Here is a 19,935-nt window from a genome sequence, read left to right on the forward strand (position 1 = left end):
ACTCCACCAGAGGAACGCCAATGCCAAACTCCGACCTACTCCCTTCACTGCTCTCCAAACTTTACGAAAACCAGTTGGCTCTTGAAGCTTCCATCGTGGAAATAGCAAACTGGGTAGAGCAGCGCGGCTCTGCCGACGTGGCTGAGAATGTGCGCGGCGCCCTGCACACCATCGAAGATAACGAAGAGTTCATCAAGTTAACCCTCGCAGTCCTCATGACGCCGGACTGACCGCCTCTCGTCGCCCCAAATCGCGCAACGGCAAAACCTCGATTACTGTATTCACATACAGTATTCGGATTTACCCACCATGTACATCGATGAAGAAACCTGCGGGTGGCTTGGGCTCCCCTCGCCTCTAGAAATGTACCAACAGCAATGCCTGCTACTGGAGAACGAGATCCAGGAACTGAACCTGCTGCTGCGCAAAGCGCGCGCTGACGTCTTCGGCCTTGTCACGATGCTGACTGAGGCTCAGGCGAAAAAAGAAGAGTTCGCAGGCTATCTCCGACTGCGCGGAGCGGAAGCGTCAGTGATGAGAAAGCAGATCGCCGACCTGGAGATATCGGCTAGCGCGAACCGGAAAGACGCAGATCAGTTGCGCAAGATGCTCAACGAGTTGAAACCGCTAGGGCGTTGAGAAATACCACATAACAGCCACAACCGTGACTACCCAACCTAGGGTAAGCAGAAATGACAGACCTGCAAGCCGCTTATCCATGGTGCCCTGTCAATATCGAAATGATCGCAATACGAACGCCCCAGAGGGGAGTAGTTCAGTGCGCTCAGTGTGCAATTGCTCGAACGTACGCCTGGCAAGCCCGCAGCGCGATCACAGCGTTATCCCATCGTTTGTAATGCCGATAATTCTTTGAGCATGCGCTGGCTCAGTTGCCGAACAGCGCGACTACCTGCTCAGGGAGAATCAGCGGCTTCACGATGAACTCAGTAAAGTTACCGAGCAATAGCCCTGAAGTATGCCGGGCACGCCCTAAACCCAGCCAGTTCTCGGCGGCAGCCTTGGATGATGCATCAGCTTGGGCTGGAGGAGTGCATAAACCACGTACTACGTGGCTTTCAGCGGTCCACTGTCTAAAACCCAAGCGTTATTTGGGAGGTTTTAAGGTCAATAAAACCGGCTTAGCGGCAGACAGTATTAGACAGCCCCCCCTCCCCGGCGTCCTGCCGACGAACACAGCCCACCAAAAATATCAAGGATCCAGTGTTTCAAACCGGAACCTCAGCGCTGTTGAGCAGTGTTTTTCGACGCCAGCGTTCAAACCACAGATAGACCACCGGCGTAGTGTACAGCGTCAGAATTTGCGACACCGCCAAGCCACCGACAATCGCAATGCCCAATGGCTGGCGCAACTCGGAGCCGGCGCCGTGCCCGAACGCCAGAGGCAACGCGCCGAGCAAAGCCGCCAGGGATGTCATCAGTATCGGCCGTAAGCGCATTAGGCAACCTTCGCGCACCGCTTGCCGGGGCGACAGACCCCGCTGCTGGGCCTGCAACGTGAAATCGACGATCATAATTGCGTTCTTCTTGACGATACCGATCAGCAAAATGATGCCGATCATCCCCAGCACCGACAGATCCTGACCGCAGAGCATCAATGCCAGCAGTGCGCCGAAACCGGCGGAAGGCAAAGTCGAAAGGATGGTCAGGGGGTGAATCGCATTCTCGTACAGCACACCCAGTACGATGTAGACCGTGAGGATCGCCGCTAGAATCAGCCAGGGTTGTGACTTCAATGAGTCCTGGAAGGCCTGGGCGGTGCCCTGGAAACTGCCCAGCACGGTGTCGGGCATTGCTACGGCCAGGGACGCCTGATTGATCGCGGTGACCGCTTCACTCAGGGCATTGCCGGGCGCGAGGTCGAACGACAGGGTAATGGCTGGGAACACACCCTGGTGGTTGATGATGATCGGCACTTGTTCGGTCTTGACGCTGGCCAGCAGGTTCAGCGGCACCAGGGCGCCGGAACTTGCGCGGACAAATAAATGCTCAAGGGTGGCGGTGGACGTTTGCCAGCTCGGGTCGAGTTCAAGAATCACGTGGTTCTGATCGAGCTGCGTGAACATCGTCGCAATCTGTCGCTGACCGAAGGCGTCGTACAGCACGTCGTCGATGGCCTGCACCGTTACGCCCAGCCGTGCAGCGGTGGAACGGTCGATCACCAGGGTCGATTGGGCGATGGCCTGTTGCTGGTCCGACGTTACGTGCTGCAACTGCGGCAAACTCTTGAGCTTCTCCAGCAGCACACCGCTCCAGTGATCCAGTTCGACACTGTCCGGATCTTGCAGGGTGTACTGGTATTGGGTCTTGCTGGCACGACCACCAATCTGGATGTCCTGGTTGGCCTGCATGAACACTTTGACTCCGGATAACCGGTCGAGCGCCGGTTGCAGGCGACGGATAACTTCGGCGGCGCTGGCGGTGCGCTCGCTGAACGGCTTCAGGTTGATCATCACCTTGCCCTGGCTCACAGTCGGATTCGGGCCGATCCAGAAATACACCCGGGCCACCGCCGGGTCCTGGCCGATGATGGCGGCAGCGCGGTTGACCTGTGCACGCATCGCGATGGGTGAAATATCAGCCGCTGCTTCGGCCACACCTTGGATCAAGCCGTTGTCCTGTTGCGGGAAGAAGCCCTTGGGGATGCCGACATACAGCACCGCCGTCGCCACCATTGTTGCGATGGCCACCGCCATGGTGATGCGCTGATGGTCCAGCACCCAATCCAGGCTACGGCGATAACCGTTGTGCAGGCCTTCGAACACCCGCTCGCAAGCCTGGGCAAAGCGCCCCTCTTCATGATAGGCATGGGGTTTGAGCAGCCACGCACAGAGCATGGGTGTGATGGTCAGGGAAACGATGCCGGACATGATAATCGCGACGCTGACGGTCACCGCAAACTCACGCATCAAGCGCCCGACAATGCCGGACATCAACAGGATCGGAAGGAACACCGCGATCAGCGACACCGTCATCGAGACAATGGTAAACGCCACCTCGCGCAAACCATCGACCGCCGATTGCAGGCGCGACTTGCCCATTTCCAGATGCCGGACAATGTTTTCCATGACCACGATGGCATCGTCCACCACAAACCCTACGGCAATCGCCAGGCCCATGATCGACAGGTTGTCGAGGCTATAGCCTAACAAGTACATCACCCCGAACGTGGCCACCAGAGACAGCGGGATGGTCAGGCTGGGAATCAGCGTTGCCGTGGCTTTGCGCAGAAACACAAAGATCACCACGACCACCAGCGCAATCGACAGCAGCAAGGTGAACTGCATGTCGTTGACCGAGGCTTCGATGGTCTGGGTGCGGTCACCAACCACCTGTACCTGTACGTCTCGCGGCAACGAGGCGGTCAGTTCGGGCAGCTTGGCCTTGATGGTGGCGATGGTCGACAACAGGTTGAAACCAGGCTGTTTGTGGATGTCGACGATAACCGTTGGCTCGGCACCCAATTGCGCAGCTTGTTGCGTGTCCTCGGCGCCGGCAATCACCCGCCCCAGGTCACCGAGCTTGATCGGCATGCCGCTCTTATAGGCGATAACCTGATCACGATAGTGCTGTGGGTCCAGCAATTGATCGGTCGCACCAAGGGTGATCGAACGGCTTTGGCCATCGAGGGTGCCCTTGGGCTGATCAAGGGTGCTGACGCCGATCACACTGCGCACATCCTCCAGGGTCAGGCCGCGAGCGGCCAGCGCATCGGGATCGATCTGTACCCGCACCGCCGGTTTCTGTTCTCCGTGAAAATCCACCAGGCCGACACCGGGCGTTTGCGACAAGCGCTGGGCAATGTAGTTGTCGGCGTAGCGATCCAGCTCTGGCAACGTGCGCACGGGTGACGTCACGGCAAGCGACATCACTGTACCTTCGGCCGGATTGACCTTGTTAAAGGTCGGTGCGCTGGACATGGTCTTGGGCAGATTCGGCGTGGCTGTGTTGATCGCTGTTTGCACATCCTGCGCTGCCCCATCGATGTCTCGCGACAGATCGAATTGCAGTACCACCTGGGTTTTACCCGCCGCACTCGACGAGGTCATCGACGTCACTTGCGGCACGGCCGCAAAAGCGCGTTCCAAGGGCGTCGCCACCGAAGACGCCATGGTTTCGGCGCTTGCCCCGGAGAGTTTGGCGGTGACCTGAATGGTCGGAAAATCCACCGTCGGCAGCGGCGCCACAGGCAGATGAAAGTAAGCAAAGGTACCGAGCAGCAAGACCCCGATGGCCAGCAGACTCAGCCCCACGCGCCGTTGAATCAATCCGGCCAGCACATTCATCGGGCGGCCTCCGCCAAATCGGCGGTGGTGTTGGCCTTGACCGGCGTGACCTTCAGCCCCGGCGCGACGCGGGACTGGCCCTGCACCACCACGGTTTCACCGGCCGTCAGACCCTGGCGAATCCACTGCTTGCCATCGACGACCGTGGCGGCATCGACCAGACGCGGTTGCACCCGTTGATCAGCATCCACCACATAGACGAAGTTACCCTGACGTCCCAACTGCACCGCTTCAGCCGGAACCACGGCCACGTCCTTATGCGTCTGCACCAGCAACCGCGCGCTCACCAACTCGCCCGGCCAGAGTTTCGCAGCGCCATTGTCGAATTGCGCCTTGAGCTGAATCTGGCCACTGGCGGCGGTGACCTGACTGTCGATAAAACTCAAATGGCCGCGGGCGATTTCCTGTTTTCCATCGCGGGTCATCGCCACCACCTGCAATGCGCCTTTGGCGTTTTCTTCGAGAATTTCCGCCAGTTCGTCCTGAGATACGGCGAAGGCCACGGAAATCGGGTTCATCTGGGTAATGGTCACCAACCCAGTGGCTTCGGCGCCGTGGGCAATCGCTCCGACGTCCAGCAGGCGCTGGCCGGTACGACCGGTCAACGGTGCCTTAACCTGGGTGAACTCCAGTTGCAGGCGCGCCACATCCAATCCCGCTTGATCGGCCTGTAAGGTGGCCTGCTGGGCGGCCAGTTGGGCGCGGTAGGTGTCGACGTCCTGGGCCGGCCCGGCCTTGGCGGCGGCCAGTTTGCCGGCCCGGTCCAGGTTAACCTTCAGGTTAGCCAGTTGCGCTTGATCCTTGGCCACCAAGGCCTGTGCCTGGGCTACCTGTGCCTGAAAAACCCGCGGGTCGATGACCGCCAGCAAGCTGCCAGCGGTGACAGTCTGCCCTTCGTTGAACAGGACTTTTTGCAGCTCACCGTCCACCCTAACCCGCACATTCACGCTGTTGAGCGGCTGTACGTTACCGATGGCGCTGATCCAGACGGGCAGGTCCTGGCGGCTGACCTGGCTCATCTGCACCGGCACGGCGCCGGCATCGACCTGCACCGGTGCGGCATGGGCTTGACGGTTCCATTGAAAGCCGCCGATGAGAGCGGCCAGCGAGAGCACCACTCCCCCTGCGAACATAACGCGACGACGTGGGTTCAAGGCATTCATGGGTGAGCAACCTGAGCAGAAGAACTGGAAGTAAGGGTGTTCGGCGAGAAATCCCCGCCCAAGGCGCGGAACAGGCCGACGGCGGCCTGCAAATGCTGGAGGCGTACCTGTAACAGCGTGTCTTCGGCCTGGTATTGGGTACGTTCGACGATCAGCAGTGTCTGGAAATCGGTCGAGCCGAGTCGGTAGCGAACCTGCGCCAGACGTGCGGCTTCGCGGGCAGAGTCCACGGCGGACTGGTTCAGGACGTAGCTTTTATCGAGTTCGCGGGCCGCACTAAGCTGGGTTTCAACATCCTGCAGCGCTTCGATGATCGACTCGCGATAGCTCGATGCCAGCTCCTGGACATGGGCCTGATCGAAATGCAGTTGACCCTTGAGCTGACCGCCGGCAATCACCGGTTGGCTGAGCGTGCCGATGACGCTCCAGATCTGGCCGCCGGCGAGCGTATCGATGCCACCTAGCAGGTCCAGGGACAGGTTCGGTAAAAACGCGGCGCGGGCCACGCCCACGTCGAAATTGGCGGATTTCAGCCGTGCTTCGGCGGCCTGGATGTCTGGGCGCTGACGCAACAAACCAATCGGCAGGCCAGTCGAAGGCTGCGGCACTTGCAGGGTTTTCAGCCCGTTTCCTTGCAGATGAAAGCCCTCGGGCTGTGCCCCCACCAAAACGGCCAGTTGGTAGAGCGCCAGGTCCCGTTGTTGCCGCAGGGTCGGCATCGCCGCTTCAAAGGTCTGCATGGCATTGCGCTGCTGGGCGACTTCCAGATTCGACACGGCGCCCTGACTGGCCTGGACTTCCACCAAATCCAGCACCTGTCGCGCATCGTCGGCAATGGATTGGGCCAGACGCAGCCGGTCCTCCAGGGACAGTACCTCAAAGTAGCGGTCGGCAATGCTCGCACTCAGGCTCATGCGCAGGGTTTGCGCATCAAATACTGTGGCATTGGCCAACGCATCAGCGGAGTCAGCGGCAGCGCGCTGTTTGCCCCAGAAATCCACTTCATAGGTGGCTTCGGCAAATACGCTACGTTTTTCCGTGGAGCCGTAATTGTTCTGTCGCTGGTAATTGCCTCCCAGATTCAGCGCCGGATATTGCGCCGCCCCGGCCACCTGCGCCGAAGCGCGGGCTTCATCGATGCGGCTGACCGCCGCCTTGAGGGTGTAGTTGGAGGCCCGGCCCCGGGCGATCAATGAGTCGAGTTCGGCGCTGCGAAACTCGCGCCACCACTGGCCGCCCTCAGCCGCCGAGCTGTCTGTCGGACCATTGAACTGTTGCGCCAGGGGCAACTCGGGTTGCTGGTACTGCGGCACCATTGAGCAGCCGTCAAGCATGAGCATGCCGAACAACGTCAACGCCACGGATGAAAGACACGTAACCCGCCTGCGGCGTGCCACCAAAGTTGTTACCGACATGGGCAAGCCATCCCCCGCTAAATCCTGTGTGGAGCAATCCACGAATGGGCAGAAGATAGCGAGGAGTGCCTTCCAGAGCGTTCGTCGGCAGATAAACTTTTGTTTAGCCTTGCTCCGGCGTCTCCTGAAAGCTGTAGCCGGCACCGGGAATGGTCTTGATCAGCGAATAGTCGAAACCTTCATCGAGTTTGCGCCGCAAGCGATGGATATGTTTATCGATGACGTTGTCGTTAGGGTCGAAAGAGTAGTCCCAGGCGCTGTCGAGCAGCATGTCGCGGGTCACCACCTGACCGCTGTGGCGCATGAGCTTCTCCAGCAAAAGCGCCTCGCGATGCTGCAAGGCAATGACTCGGCCCTGACGGACTGCGGTGCGTGTGGCGCAGTCGAGTTGCAGCTCACCGACTTGCAACTGACGCGCGGGCCTCGTCGTCTGTTCGCGCCCGCGCAGCAAAGCATCGAGCCGCGCCAGTACTTCGGCGAACGCGTAAGGCTTGGCCAGATAATCATCGCAACCGGCCTGCAGGCCTTCAACCTTGTCGGTGGTGGACGCCTGCGCACTGAGCATCAGGATCGGCACCCGCAACTGTTGCGCTCGCAGAGCCTTGACCAGGCCAACACCGTCGAGGCCGGGCAAGCGGCGGTCGACGATCAGCGCATCATGGATTTGCTCCAGGGCCATGCCCAGCCCACTATTGCCATCGCTGGCGATATCGACGATGTGACCACTTTCGCTCAACCCACGTAACAGGTAAGCCGCGGTCTGGGCGTCATCTTCAACCACAAGAATGCGCAAGGTACCGCCTCCAGAAATCCAACCTAAACTTTTATTTACCTGGCGGGAACGTGGCATAGCCGCAGGCTTTGTCACACTATGCCATCTCTGCCCGATTATGTGAGCGGTTCATCTGCCATGACCCATGTTCTAGTCGTCGAAGACGACTTGCTTACCTGCCGCGAAATCGAAGCGGCGCTTTGTGACCACGGCTTCACCGTGAGCTGCGTCCACAATGGTCGCGAAGGTCTGCTCAAGGCCCTGAGTGAACCGTTCGATCTGATCGTCCTGGATCGCATGCTACCCGGCGGCCTCGATGGACTTGGCGTACTGACCGCATTACGGGCGGCAAGCGTGAGCACCCCGGTGCTGATACTCAGCGCCTTGAGTGCGCTGGACGAAAGGGTTCGCGGCCTGCGCGCAGGCGGTGATGATTACCTGACCAAACCCTTCGAATTCATCGAGCTCACCGCACGGCTGGATGCGTTGAACCGTCGCCGCGCCGAACCGGTCTCCGAAGCTCGTGAAACACGCTTGCGGGTCGGCAATCTGGAGGTCGACCTGTTGAGCCGGGTGGTCCGGCGTGGTGACAGTGTCATTGATCTGGTGCCCCGTGAGTACGCGTTGCTGGAACACTTGATGCGCCATGCAGGGCAAGTGGTCACCCGCACCATGCTATTCGAAGCGGTCTGGAACTACGCCTACGATGAGCGCACCAACGTCATCGAAGTCCACATGGGCCGTTTGCGACGCAAGATCGACGACGAAAACGAACCGTCGATGATCCATACCATTCGTGGAGCCGGTTATGTCCTCCGTTCGCCTGAGTGAGATTCCGCGGACCATCAGTTTTCGCACCGGCCTGCTGTTTCTCGGACTGTTCGGCTGTTCGTTTCTCGCACTGTTCGGCTATGTCTATTGGCAAACAGCGTTCTACCTGAAAGCCGAAGCGGATACCGCGCTGTATCGCCAAGTAGAAACCCGCAGTGCACAGGATACCGAGTTACAACTCAGGGAAATCCGCAATCACGCCGAGCAGGATACCGAAGCGCGCGTTCCCCAGAGCCTGTTCGACGCACAAGGCCAGTTTATCGCCGGGGCCATCCAGAAATTGCCGCCCTTCTCCTCCTACGACAAACCTCAGGAGTTCGATTGGCGCAAGCCCAGCGGTCATCAGCGCCCGATACGCTTCATTGTCCATCACTTGGCCGACGGCAAGACCTTGCTGGTAGCCCAGGACATCCACGACATACGCGAATTTGACGAACTGCTGATCAAGGCATTGGTTTCCGGTGGCGTGCTGCTGCTGGTGGTCGGCCTGTTTGGCGCGGTTGTACTGGGTTACTCGGCCCACCGACGCCTGGACAAGGTCAGTAGCTCGATTAAGGGGATCATCGAAGGCGAATTGACCGGCCGCTTGCCCATCCAGGGCAACAACGACGACATCGACCGCCTCGCCTCCGTGGTCAACGGCATGCTCGATGAGCTGGAACGCTTGATGAACGAGGTCAAAGGAGTGTGCGACGACATCGCTCACGACCTGCGCACCCCTCTGACTCGGTTGATCGCCGGGCTGGAGCGCACCCAGCGCCGCGGTCTCGATGAAGCACAATATGCCGCCAGCATCGACGCGGCACTGGTCGAAGCCAAGGCACTGCTTCTGACCTTCAAGGCGTTGCTGCGTATCTCGGAAATCGAAAACAGCGCCCGCCGCAGTCACTTCGCGCCGCTGGATCTGAACCTGATCAGTGCCGACGCCACCGAACTCTATGAGCCGTTGGCAGAAGAACGTGGCATCAGCCTCACGCTCAATAAAAGTCAGGGTCCTGCCGTCATCGCCGGAGACGCACAGTTATTATTTGATGCGCTCTGCAATCTGCTGGATAACGCCATCAAGTTCTGTCCCGACGATAGCCAAGTCAACCTGACCGTAATCGCCAATCTTGGGTCGGTCGGAATTTGTGTCACAGACAACGGACCGGGCATTGCCGAAGGTGAGCGCGAAGCCGTGTTTCGTCGGTTGTACCGTGCCGAAGCGAGCCGAAACACACCGGGTAATGGCTTGGGGTTAAGCATGGTCACCGCCGTTGCGCGCCTACACGACCTCAAGCTGACAGTCAGTGATGCGGCGCCTGGCTGTCGCATCGAACTGCTTGGCAAGACGGGGTCGACGGGGCCATCCGCGTCACTTGGCATTGTCTGATCAGGTTTTTGGGGTTTGGCTGAGCGTGAGCCGAAACACGCTACGCGACAAAACCTCCCGTCGTATTTATCTCCCCCTCGTCCTCAAAAAATCCAGCTTCGCCGCCAACCTGTCGAAAAATTCATTTTGCGGAGAACAGGGCGAAAGGCCGTGAGCGTCAAGATGAGTTCAAGCCAACAAACATTGTGTTGGCTCAACTCACTACTGGAAAACACTCATGAACAGCCTTAAAGCCCTTTTGATCGTGACCTTGATGACCGCTTCCGTCGCCGCAATGGCAGAAGGCGGTGGCGATACCGTGATGGACAAAATGGAAGCGGCAAGGGCAACCGCCATGGCCTCGTTTCAACAGTCAGAGTCTGCCACGGCTGCAGCCACTGCCAGCAACCAGAACGCCTCCACCAGTGACGCCTCGCGTTCGAACTGACCGTGTGAACGTCCGTCACCGTTAAGAACGGTGTTGCGCGATATCGGTGAAATCATCGAGGTACCACAAACTATGACTCGTCCAATTCCAGCGACCGCCAACTACAGCATTGTGTTGGTTAACTACAAAACACTTGATCTGACCAAAACCTGTCTGATGCTTCTGCAGGAGGCTCTGCGAGGGACAAATGTTCCGGTGATTGTGGTGGATAACCATTCCGACGATGCAAGCAGCGAGTACTTGCGCTCGCTGGACTGGATTGAGCTGATCGAACGCAAGCAAACAGGCCCCGAAGCGGGAAACATTGCCCATGGACGTGCTCTGGATCTCGCTTTGGCACAGGTTGAAACCGACTATCTGTTTCTGTTGCACACCGATACCTTCATTTACGATCCGGCAGTGTTCGCCATAATGCTCGACCAATGCACGGAACAATGCGACGTGGCTGCCGTCGGATGCCTGGAGCAACTAGATCGGGGGAGCGTTCGCTCGGCCTGGCGCCTGGCCTCACGTTTTTGCAAGCAACACGCCCGACGGAGTTTGCTGGCACTCGGCGTTCAGGCGAGAGAGCCCAAGCCGTATCGAGAAGTACACCTGAAGAGCTTTTGCACACTGTGGAATGTGGCGTTCATCAAGCAACACGGCTTTCACTTTCAAATGGATGAACGTAATCCGGGTTATGAACTGCAGGATCGAATGACTGCATTGGGCTATCAGGTGCGTTCTATTTCACCGCGAAAGATGTTCCGTTACCTGGATCACATTCAAAGCGGCACCGTTTCGGCTATGGGCGGTTACGCGCGTAATCACCGCAGGGTCCGGATGTACAAGCAGATTACCCAAGGCAAAAAATCTGAGGGTCTGGTGAATGGATAAAACCGCATGAAGACATTTTGACCTTTGGCGGCGCCTTGCGCCGTTGCTTACTAGGCGCAGTCCGGTCTACTGACTTGCCCGATCCGCCAAATCCATATCCGACAGATAGCGATTCAAACAGCCACAACCGTGACTACCCAGCAGAGGGTTAGCAGAAACGAAAGACCTGTGAGCCGCTTAAACATGGTGCCCTATCAAAAACGAATGATCGCAACACGAACGCCCACGAGAAGAGTAGTTCAGTGCGATCAGTTCGCAATTGCTCGTACATATGCCTGGCACGCCCTCAAGGAGATCAGTCCTCGTTTGCTGCGATATGGGATGCGTGGATGTCCATCACCCACCATTAGAAGTAATACGGACAAACAAAGTTTTCACCTAGACATCACATAGCCACTACAGAGACGCGCCTAATCTGAAATCTTACTCAGATACACATCAACGAGGACAAACTGAAAATCCTGAAGCACAGAAATGAAAAAAATAGCGCTGAACCAAAATTAATAATTACGCTTGCGCAACTCATTCAGTAGGGAGTCACCTATGTCTATCGGAGCAGTATCCGCGCCAAACCCAGTAATCCTTAATGGGCAAAAACCCGCCCAGACCCCTCCTCCCGCCACGAGCAATCAACCCACCAACGTATCCACCGCCACGGCAGCTCCCGCCGCCAGCAACGTGACGGCAGTGCTAAAAGAGGCAACCGAAACCGCCGCGCAGACTGCTCAAGAAGCAGTACACGGTGATCATCAGGCTCAGCGGTTGATCCAACAGCATCAACTTCATAAAACTGATGCAGCAGCGCCTGCTTCTGGAGTCGTTAACGGTAACGGGCAGATAACCGGTGAACGCATAAACACCAAAGCTTAGAGCGCTAGCGCAACACTCAAAGCTTGCAAGCCCTGCTTATGCAGGACTTGTAAGCTGCATTAGAGGCGCACCAGTCCTGACTGGCGATTCTAGAATGCTGGCATTATCTGATTCTAGTTGTGCAGTTCACGCACATACGCCTTGCAAGCCCGTAGCGCGACCAATCCTCGGCCCCCACCGCCGGTAATGGCGATAATTCGTTGCCCATGTGCCAGATCAAGTTGGGGTCAACGGGCCGAATGAAGCACGCCAACAGCGCCGTTGGCATCGTGGATATTGACGACTGCTGGGTTTTTGCGTCGACACCGGAACTGGCTCCGGAATTGTAAGATCACGCTAATGCTCAAGGAAAGTGCCGAGCATATCTGCCGATCGTGTACCCGAACAAGGCTGTCGTTTTTGGGGTAACGAATTTTTGTTTAGACACTCACGTGCAGCATGAAGTAACTCAAGGCAACTGCGCGCACATGCTAGGAATGCACCTGCACCACTAACCTGAAGCTTGTACAAAAAGTCAATGATTTACTAGCCTTAGCCCGGAGTTTGGCTATACCTAGATAGCTATCATTAAGGTGATCATCATGCTGTGGCTTAAGCTCTTCCCCCCTCACCCGCATAAATTTCGGAGCTTCGCCAAAATCGATCAAAACGGCGTCTGCTCACTACTCATCCGATGCCAGTTATCGCCTGGCGAATCATGGGTGGAAGTAGATGAGTTTTGCTTGAGTTGGCTCGGCAAACCATTACCACACTATGCCTGCCAAACGAGGGTTGCTGGGACGGGACCATCAGAAAAACGGCATTCCCATTTCTAGGCCATAGGAAGAAGGTCGGCAGATAAAATCACCCGCCAATCCACCTGACAGACACATACCCCACGTGCTGGAAATATCAGGTTCTTATGAAGGGTTTTACTATTAGAAGCGCCAAAAATAGCGCCCAACAAATGAATAGAAGCACCGTAATCGCTGCCCATCGCAACCCCATGATCAAATCCCCCTTTTTTGAATAAGTTTGTACCACGCAAAACAAATCGAAAATGTAGGAGATTTGCTACTTTATTGCCTGAGATTTAACCGTACTGATGTACGCCTGGCATGCCCGTAACGCGATCAGTCCTTTGTCGCCGTCGTCGGTGATGCCGATAACTCTTTGAGCATGCGCTGGGTCAAGTTGGGCTCGACGGGCTGCATGAACCACGCCGACGGCGCCGGGAGCGGCAGGCACGTTGCAGCCACTGGCTGAATCGGTTGCGTCGAGAAGGACTGACAACCGCACATCAGCAGTGGCAAGGCGATCGCGCAGAGCGGCCTGATTACGTTTGGCATCGGAGAGTTCTCGAGTGTGTTGTTGGTCCTGGGCAGCGAGCAGATGCTCGGTAGCCAGGCGCTTGTCCTGCTCGGCCGTCTGCTGACGCCAAGCCTCGCTGGTGATTGAGTCCAGGGCTTTCTGGTGTGCGGCGCCTTGTTCGGCGAGCCGCTCGCCCATCCGCCAGTCCTGAACCTGCCAGGTGCCGGCGCTGATGGCCATGGCCAGCAGGATAGCCGCCATGATCTGCCCGGGCGTCATGACAACGCCCGCCGCACGCCTTCCGCCAGCACCGCGTCAGGGTAGGCATACCCCGCGTTCTCGTGATGGATGATCGCCTTGACGAAGCCAGCCATCACCGCCTGCTGGGTCAGGTCGACCTCGGCACCTGGCTTGGTGCCGGTGTTCGCCTCAACGGCGCGCACATAGGCGGCGGTGTCGTTCTCCACCGAGGGTGCCCAGCGGCCGATGATGGACTTCACCGTCTTCAGGCCATGCTTGCGCTGGTAGGTAAGCAGCACCTTGCCCAGTGCACGGATGCCGTTCTCAGGCGTATCGAAACGGGCGAAGCGTGGTCTCGGTACGCCGACCTCCATACCAAGCTGACCTTCCCACTGGTTGGCCGGGCTGTAATCGATGTTGCCGGGGTTTCGGTTGCGCACCCCGCGGGGTTCGGTGATCGGCATACTTTTCTCCAGGCGAAAAAAAACCGCTCAATGGCGGCCGTGGTGTTCGGGCTTCGTTCAGGCTTCGGGGATTGCAAGCTCTTGCGCCGGCGGGGCCTCCTGCGGCATTTCGAATACCGGGGAGTCAGGCACCAGGATGTGCAAAGTGATCATGTGCTTCAGGTCGTAGGGCTTGTCGTCCTTCGTCGCCGTCACCACCAGCACGCCATCAGTGAACTGAATGTCCACGTCGGCCCGTGAGTCCACCTGGTTGACCGTGTAGCCCCAACCGTCGTCTATCGGTGGAAATGGAACCATGCCGAGACAACCAGTGATGTGATACAAGCCCACCGATTCGCGCGATGACTCAACCGCACCGGCCCCATTGGTCACGAAGTCGTAAGTTGCGCCTGTGGCGCCAAGTACGTTAATTGCTGCTCTTGCCATAATCAGATCGCCTTGAGTGTGCCGTCGGCGGCGCGGGTGGTGTTAAGTGTTGTGTAGAGTTTTGCTACCTTCCACTGGCCGCCCTGTGAGGGGTTCGTAATGGACACGTCGTAGATATCACCTTCGGTGGTGAACTGGAGCATGTGGCGCCATTCTGCATTCTGGCCCTGAATACCAAGTGCCAGCCCGTACGGCGAAACCGCGCCCGGGGCATTTGATCCGTTGACAGGGAAATACTGCCCCATCTCAAAGGTCCGGCCTGTCATATTGTAAAGGTTGGTAACGGTGGGCGCCGCAGTAGGAAGTCCCGAAAGGCCGCTCGTTCCTACTGCCATGACTTGGCCGGGTGCTGTCCCAATGTTGGCATTAGACGCCGACCCCAGTTGCGCATTCCGCGCATACAGTTCGGTCATCATCGCGTTGATCTTTACGCCAGTACTTCGCGTTGTATCCCCGCCAGAACCAGTAGGCGCCGTACCGAGATTAATTTCTTGTCTTGCCATAACTCTCTCCAAAAAACCAAAGCTGACCCTTGCGAATTCAGCTATCTAAAAACTCAAATAACGAAACCAAAACCTACCTTCAAGTTATTGGCTTAGCGAACAACAAGGATAGAAACAGCCCATTAGTCCTAAAGTCTCCAATGTTCTGGAGTGATATGACCATCCTGCTATTTTGGTAGTCCCAGCCACATGTAAGCTTTGACCACGTATCACCGCCTGGGATATCCATGGCAACGTTATTGATCATCATGTAATCGCCGGACCTAAAGTCAACCGGCGTCGTAAATATGTAGGTGTACCGTCCTGGCGACGGATTGGTAAGAGATAGCAGCGTCCAGTTCGCAGCTACTAGGGTGAACTGCGCGCACGGCGTACCGCTATCAAACAGAAGTTTTGACCCTCCATCCCACAACCGCATCCCGTAGGCTTCCGTTTCCTTTGATGCGTAGGCTGCCAGGAAGTATGTCCCTGGCGAGTTTGCCGGGTGAGAGTTTGAGAAGCCTGTCCAGTAGCCAGGTGTCCCAATAAGCCTCACGTATTGGAACGATGCTGTGTTGTCGGGCCGCACAAAGATGAGCGGAGGCTCGTCAGACGTGATCGGATACGGAAAGAATGCCCCGGCGTTATACCTTGCTGAATAAAGGATAACCAGCCTGGAAAACTCCGAGTCCAAAGTAACCACGTCGGATGTGTTTGTGAACTTTAGACCGTATGTCATCTGTATCTCATTACTAAGAGTCGCTGGGTCCCTACGCCGAAAGCGGCTGACGTTGGAATGGCCCTGTTTGTAAACCAGACGATAACCCCGCCCTGCACAACCTGCGCATCGAACATTGAGTTCCTTGCATCCTGCCCACTCGGGTCTCCCGTGAACGATATGTTTGGTACGCATACCGCGGTGTAGCTTTCCGGGTTTACCTCTGGGATTGATATAGAGACGTTGCGTGTCGAGTTTGGGCGTTCAGGGTTTCTTGTCACCAGGGTCGAATAAACGACCCTCACCGTGAAAGAGTTTTCATCAAGCTGGAGGGCTCCATTAGCCCCCCAAATCCTAATCCCTGTCGTCATTCGCTTAGGTCCCCCATCTGAACTCTCTTAACTCCATTTACATCCCAGAAGCGTAGAGATCTATTAGTCATCATTGAGCGGCCTTGACCAGGTACGACACCGTTAATTTCGAAAGTCCCGTCGAAGAAAAGCTTCCACCCACTGGTGCCTGCAACGTAATTGTTGGACTGGATATAGTTCCCGATCTTGGCGTTTGTGATGGTGCCGTCCTGGATGAATGCCGCCTTGATGAACGTCTGTCCGCCCTGTATCGCGAACGGCACGATACCGGCCTGCCCGATAGCGAACCGGTCGGCGTCAATGATGAACTGCGACTGCAGCCCGCCAGGTCCGTTTTCCAGACCCAAGCCGATGCCGGCGTACTTATAGAGCCCTGTCCCGGTGTCGTACTGCATCCGCACCGACCAGCTACCCGTTACCTTGCCGTCTACCGTTTGAATGGCACTGGTGTTGGTCTGGATTGCGAGCGTGTGGTCGCCAACGGTGGTTTGGACGGTGTCAATGCGCTGGCCCAGGGCCTGGTCGGCATTAGATCTGGCGGTTATCTCGCTTTGAACGGCAGAAGAGTTGTTTTGGCTTTGCGTCTGAACAGTATCAATCCGCTGACCAAGTGCCTGGTCTGCATTCGTTCTCGCGGTGATCTCGCTTTGAACAGCGGCTGCATTTGAGGAGGTCTGAGCCCTTACGGTATCTATCTGCGTAGCAAGTGCGCTATCGGCGTTGACGCGTGCCGTCTGTTCAGAGACCACGGAGGCCTCGTTTGCAGCAGTCCTAACCTCAACCGCATCCGTTCGCTGGCCTTGGACCAGGTCACCCTCAATCAGGGCAGATTGGGTAGACCAGACGCCGACATAGGCGGCCTCTGACCCCATCAGCGCACTGTCATCGCCCTGGAGCGGCGGGTTGACCTGCAAATAGATACCGTCAACGCGCTGGGCCGTGGTGGAGACTTTGCCATCGAGCGTGGTTACCGACGTCTTCAGCGTGCTAAGGCCCGACGCCGTGGCGACCACACCAGTTACAGGGTCGTTGACTGTCGTCCTAACCGCATTCAGCTGTGATGCCTGAGCGGTGATGTCTTTTCCTTGCTGGGTGACCGTCGCAGTATTTTGTTGAACCTGAGTCGCCAGCGCATCAACCGTCTGCGCTACGGTACCGATGTCGATCCAGTAGTTAGCATTCGGCGGCGAGTTGCCCGCAGGAACCGCAACCTTTGCCTGATAAAGATGCTGATCAAGCCTCACGATCTCGTTGACCTTGTAGGGCTTGGCTGGGTCGTAGACCAGAGAATCGACGATTTGGTCGATCAGCCCTTCAAGCTCTTTCTTTGCCGCCGTGATGCGCACATTCACAGAACCTGGGCCAATGCCATCGATGAGGTCGATCCGGTCCTTCAAGTGCTTACCCAGGGCGCTCTCATCGATCTGACCCTTGATCTGCTCCAGGATCGGACCTGCGTCCGAACTTGCCTGGCCCATCACACCATTCACGACGGGGTAGAAAGGCCCGATGTTGCCGGTACGGTCCACCAGGCGCGCCCAGAAGAACAGCGTTGCGCCAGCCTTCAGTTGTTGCATGCGGTATTCGGCCTGCGGATACGCCAGGTCGGCCAGCTTGGTTGCGGCCGGCAGACTGTTCGCAGGGCCATACCATAGCTCGGTGCGTTGCGTGTCCTCGGCGCCAGCAGGGAAGCCCCACTTGATGCTGATCCCGAAGAGCTCGCCGGTGGTGCGCAGAAACGACACCGCTGGCGGCAGGCCGACCTTGCCTTGCAGCTTGGTCAGGTTGGAGCTCTTCCAGATCGACGATATCTCGAAAGCGCTCACCGAGCGCACCCGCGCAAGGTATGCGCCCGAGTAGATGCCAGTGACGTCGACGCTGTTAGAGCCCGTACGCTGCACCTTGATCCAGTTGCCGCTGTCCTTGCGCCACTCCACGTCATAGGCGACCGCTCCGTTCACAGCAGGCCACGAGATGTTCATGGTGCTGATGGCAATGCCTTGGTTTACGGCGTAGCTCGAAGTGAGCGTGACACTTGCCGGTGGCGGAACGACGGTGATCGGGATAACGCTGATTGGGCGTTCTTCCAGGCGTGCGCCGGTATCAATGCTGGCAAACTTGCTTGGCTCGTACTGCAAGGCGCTGATGTCGTAATCGCCCTCTGGCGTCCTCGCAGTCCTCATCACCCTGTAAAGAGGGATTGCCAGGTCGTCAGCGTCGATTGCCCACTGAAGCTGTGCTGCCGGCGCTTCGCTGTAGGCAACGGTCACAGTTACGTTGCGGCCGCTCACGCTTTCCACGGTACGGCCTTCAGCACGCCCGCCGGGAAGGTTGATCACAAGTCGGTCGCCGACCTTGGCCAGGGTGTCGCGGTCCAGGGTGATTACCTTCCCCGCCGCGGCCGCAATGCGCCCGCCGATCTCCCTGCCAGCCAGCAGCGAGTCGGCAACAGGGATAATGAAGCCTGGTAGAGGGATGCGGCCTTCCATGCCGGTCCTGAAGCTGATGGTGCGGTCCTGGTTATTGCTCAGCACCAGCCATTTAGCGCGGCGCTGGGCCTCGGATGCCCGAGTGCAGCCGATGGCACTGATCTCCGTCGGCTTGTCGCCCAGGCGGCGCTGGAGTGGCAGGTCGGAATAGACCGTGACGTCAGTGTCGTAGTTGTTGAGCGGGTTGTCGTAGCTGACCAGGCAGCGAGTGAAGCGGGTCTTCGCCGAGGCGCTGCCGTAGGAGATCTTGCCGTCGATGACGTTGGACCGGGTGAAGACGTAATCGATGTCCTGCGCCCGAGGCATATCAGCCTGCATGACCAACTGGCCCTGGGCCCAGTACGTCATCCCGCGATAGATGCCGGCGATGTCGCGCAGCAAAGACCAGGCGTCAGCCTTGCCCTGCAGGTTCATATCGCACAGAAAGCGCGACTCAACGCCGTCGGCACCGTTAGGCACCATTTGGTCGCAGTACTGCGCAATGCGGTAAAGCTCCCACTTGTCCACCATCCACGGCTTGATACGGCGGCCCAAGCCAAAACGGTCCTGGGTGCAGATCCCGTAGGTGACCCACGCCGGATTGTTGGTCCAGGCCTCTTTCATGGTGCCGTCCCAGGCGCCGGAGTAGGTGCGGGCCACCGGATCGTAGTTGCTCGGCACCTGCCAGCGGCGCGCCTTGCACTTCACGGTGACAGCCGGAATGTTGGTGAACTGCTCAGCGTCGAACTCAACGAACAGCAGCGCGGTGTTCGGGTAGCGCAGCTTGGCGTCGATGACTTGGGTGTATCCGGCAATGAACAGGCTGTCTGCGATCTTGTCGGTGTTCTGGTTTGGAGTGATGCGGCGAACGCGGATCAGCCAGCCACTGGTTGCCGGCGGCAGATCAATGCGCAACGAGCGCTCGTAGCGAGTAGTGGTCTTGCCGGTTATGACTCCTACCAACACTTCCTGATAGGCCCCGCCATCAGTGGCAACGTCGACAGCGTACTGGATGCTGTAACCACCAATATTCCCTTCGCTGTCCTGGCTCGCAAGCCGGGGTGTGGCCAGGCGGATGCGTGCCGCCGATAGTTGCAGGTTGGTCAGCGATTGAACCCACGGCGTGCCGCTGCGCAGCTCGATATTTAGCGAGGTCTCGTTGTCGACAGAGGGGATGCCCGGGATGTAGGTCTGCTCCACAGAACCCGGCCGCCAGTCCCACTTCACGTTGGTGAAGTTGAAGTTGCCGCTGGCATCCTGAATTGGAGTGTTGTCGAGGAAGATATCGCGCCCGGTGGGCGTGCCGTCGAACTCGCCCTCGCCTACGGCGATCAGGATCTTGGCGACGTTGGTGGAGCGCAGGCTGTCGGGCGCCTCTACTGGCGACTTGGGCTTGCTCTCGCCACCTTTGGCACCGTGGATATCCAGCTTTTGTGCTGCGCCCAT

Annotated in this window: 17 protein-coding genes and 1 pseudogene; 7 read left to right on the forward strand and 11 right to left on the reverse strand. The window is 57.9% G+C overall.

The genetic code is table 11. The annotated features are described in order from the left end of the window. Positions 1–20 precede the first annotated feature (20 nt). On the forward strand, positions 21–230 hold the full coding sequence (locus tag ACDZ94_RS19935; RefSeq protein ID WP_432750655.1) for a hypothetical protein: 210 nt from the start codon (positions 21–23) through the stop codon (positions 228–230). 79 nt (positions 231–309) lie between these two features. Further along, positions 310–639 (forward strand): hypothetical protein, encoded by a 330-nt coding sequence (locus ACDZ94_RS19940; protein WP_432750656.1) that lies wholly within the window; start codon positions 310–312, stop codon positions 637–639. A gap of 145 nt (positions 640–784) precedes the next feature. Here the strand turns inward: ACDZ94_RS19940 and ACDZ94_RS19945 are convergent. From ACDZ94_RS19945 to ACDZ94_RS19965, 5 genes and pseudogenes are all read right to left on the reverse strand, one after another. Then, positions 785–888, reverse strand: a pseudogene (locus tag ACDZ94_RS19945) (lysis protein); the annotation flags it as partial. 338 nt (positions 889–1,226) lie between these two features. Then, positions 1,227–4,304 carry an efflux RND transporter permease subunit gene (locus ACDZ94_RS19950; RefSeq protein WP_432750657.1) on the reverse strand — a complete coding sequence of 1,026 codons (3,078 nt, stop codon included), beginning with the start codon at positions 4,302–4,304 and terminating at the stop codon, positions 1,227–1,229. Next, positions 4,301–5,467, reverse strand: a complete 1,167-nt coding sequence (locus tag ACDZ94_RS19955) for an efflux RND transporter periplasmic adaptor subunit (RefSeq protein ID WP_432750658.1) — start codon at positions 5,465–5,467, stop codon at positions 4,301–4,303. The genes ACDZ94_RS19950 and ACDZ94_RS19955 overlap by 4 nt, the downstream gene beginning before the upstream one ends. Further along, the gene (locus tag ACDZ94_RS19960; protein ID WP_432750659.1) at positions 5,464–6,882 is read right to left on the reverse strand and encodes an efflux transporter outer membrane subunit; all 1,419 of its coding nucleotides are present in this window, start codon (positions 6,880–6,882) and stop codon (positions 5,464–5,466) included. Before ACDZ94_RS19960 ends, ACDZ94_RS19955 begins: the two co-directional genes overlap by 4 nt. A 103-nt stretch (positions 6,883–6,985) precedes the next feature. Further along, a complete protein-coding gene (locus ACDZ94_RS19965; RefSeq protein WP_428553109.1) occupies positions 6,986–7,675 on the reverse strand; it encodes a response regulator transcription factor in 690 nt (229 codons plus the stop codon). A gap of 117 nt (positions 7,676–7,792) precedes the next feature. Here ACDZ94_RS19965 and ACDZ94_RS19970 point away from each other — a divergent pair, with 117 nt between their 5' ends. The 5 genes from ACDZ94_RS19970 (at position 7,793) to ACDZ94_RS19990 (ending at position 12,030) form a co-directional block, all read left to right on the forward strand. Next, complete coding sequence (locus ACDZ94_RS19970) at positions 7,793–8,485, forward strand: response regulator transcription factor (RefSeq protein WP_193040024.1); 693 nt, start codon at positions 7,793–7,795, stop codon at positions 8,483–8,485. Further along, complete coding sequence (locus tag ACDZ94_RS19975) at positions 8,463–9,857, forward strand: ATP-binding protein (RefSeq protein WP_432750660.1); 1,395 nt, start codon at positions 8,463–8,465, stop codon at positions 9,855–9,857. The genes ACDZ94_RS19970 and ACDZ94_RS19975 overlap by 23 nt, the downstream gene beginning before the upstream one ends. 217 nt (positions 9,858–10,074) lie before the next feature. Then, positions 10,075–10,284 (forward strand): co-regulatory protein PtrA N-terminal domain-containing protein, encoded by a 210-nt coding sequence (locus ACDZ94_RS19980; RefSeq protein WP_193040022.1) that lies wholly within the window; start codon positions 10,075–10,077, stop codon positions 10,282–10,284. A gap of 72 nt (positions 10,285–10,356) precedes the next feature. Then, positions 10,357–11,160, forward strand: coding sequence for a glycosyltransferase (locus ACDZ94_RS19985; protein ID WP_432751525.1), 804 nt, complete (start codon positions 10,357–10,359; stop codon positions 11,158–11,160). Between the two features lie 543 nt (positions 11,161–11,703). Further along, complete coding sequence (locus tag ACDZ94_RS19990; protein ID WP_432750661.1) at positions 11,704–12,030, forward strand: hypothetical protein; 327 nt, start codon at positions 11,704–11,706, stop codon at positions 12,028–12,030. Between the two features lie 1,053 nt (positions 12,031–13,083). On the opposite strand, the gene ACDZ94_RS19995 is transcribed toward ACDZ94_RS19990, so the two are convergent. From ACDZ94_RS19995 to gpJ, 6 genes are all read right to left on the reverse strand, one after another. After that, a complete protein-coding gene (locus ACDZ94_RS19995; RefSeq protein ID WP_432750662.1) occupies positions 13,084–13,599 on the reverse strand; it encodes a lysis system i-spanin subunit Rz in 516 nt (171 codons plus the stop codon). Then, positions 13,596–14,024, reverse strand: a complete 429-nt coding sequence (locus ACDZ94_RS20000; protein WP_432750663.1) for a structural protein — start codon at positions 14,022–14,024, stop codon at positions 13,596–13,598. Before ACDZ94_RS20000 ends, ACDZ94_RS19995 begins: the two co-directional genes overlap by 4 nt. Positions 14,025–14,081: 57 nt before the next feature. Beyond that, positions 14,082–14,321, reverse strand: a complete 240-nt coding sequence (locus ACDZ94_RS20005) for a hypothetical protein (RefSeq protein ID WP_432750664.1) — start codon at positions 14,319–14,321, stop codon at positions 14,082–14,084. Between the two features lie 131 nt (positions 14,322–14,452). Then, positions 14,453–14,953, reverse strand: a complete 501-nt coding sequence (locus ACDZ94_RS20010) for a hypothetical protein (RefSeq protein WP_432750665.1) — start codon at positions 14,951–14,953, stop codon at positions 14,453–14,455. Positions 14,954–15,032: 79 nt separating this feature from the next. After that, positions 15,033–15,671 carry a hypothetical protein gene (locus tag ACDZ94_RS20015; protein WP_432750666.1) on the reverse strand — a complete coding sequence of 213 codons (639 nt, stop codon included), beginning with the start codon at positions 15,669–15,671 and terminating at the stop codon, positions 15,033–15,035. Positions 15,672–16,017: 346 nt separating this feature from the next. Beyond that, positions 16,018–19,935 carry a TipJ family phage tail tip protein gene (gene gpJ / locus ACDZ94_RS20020; protein ID WP_432750667.1) on the reverse strand — a complete coding sequence of 1,306 codons (3,918 nt, stop codon included), beginning with the start codon at positions 19,933–19,935 and terminating at the stop codon, positions 16,018–16,020.

It is taken from the genome of Pseudomonas sp. UBT (assembly GCF_050915955.1).
In the GTDB taxonomy this organism is placed as follows: Bacteria; Pseudomonadota; Gammaproteobacteria; order Pseudomonadales; family Pseudomonadaceae; genus Aquipseudomonas; species Aquipseudomonas antarctica_A.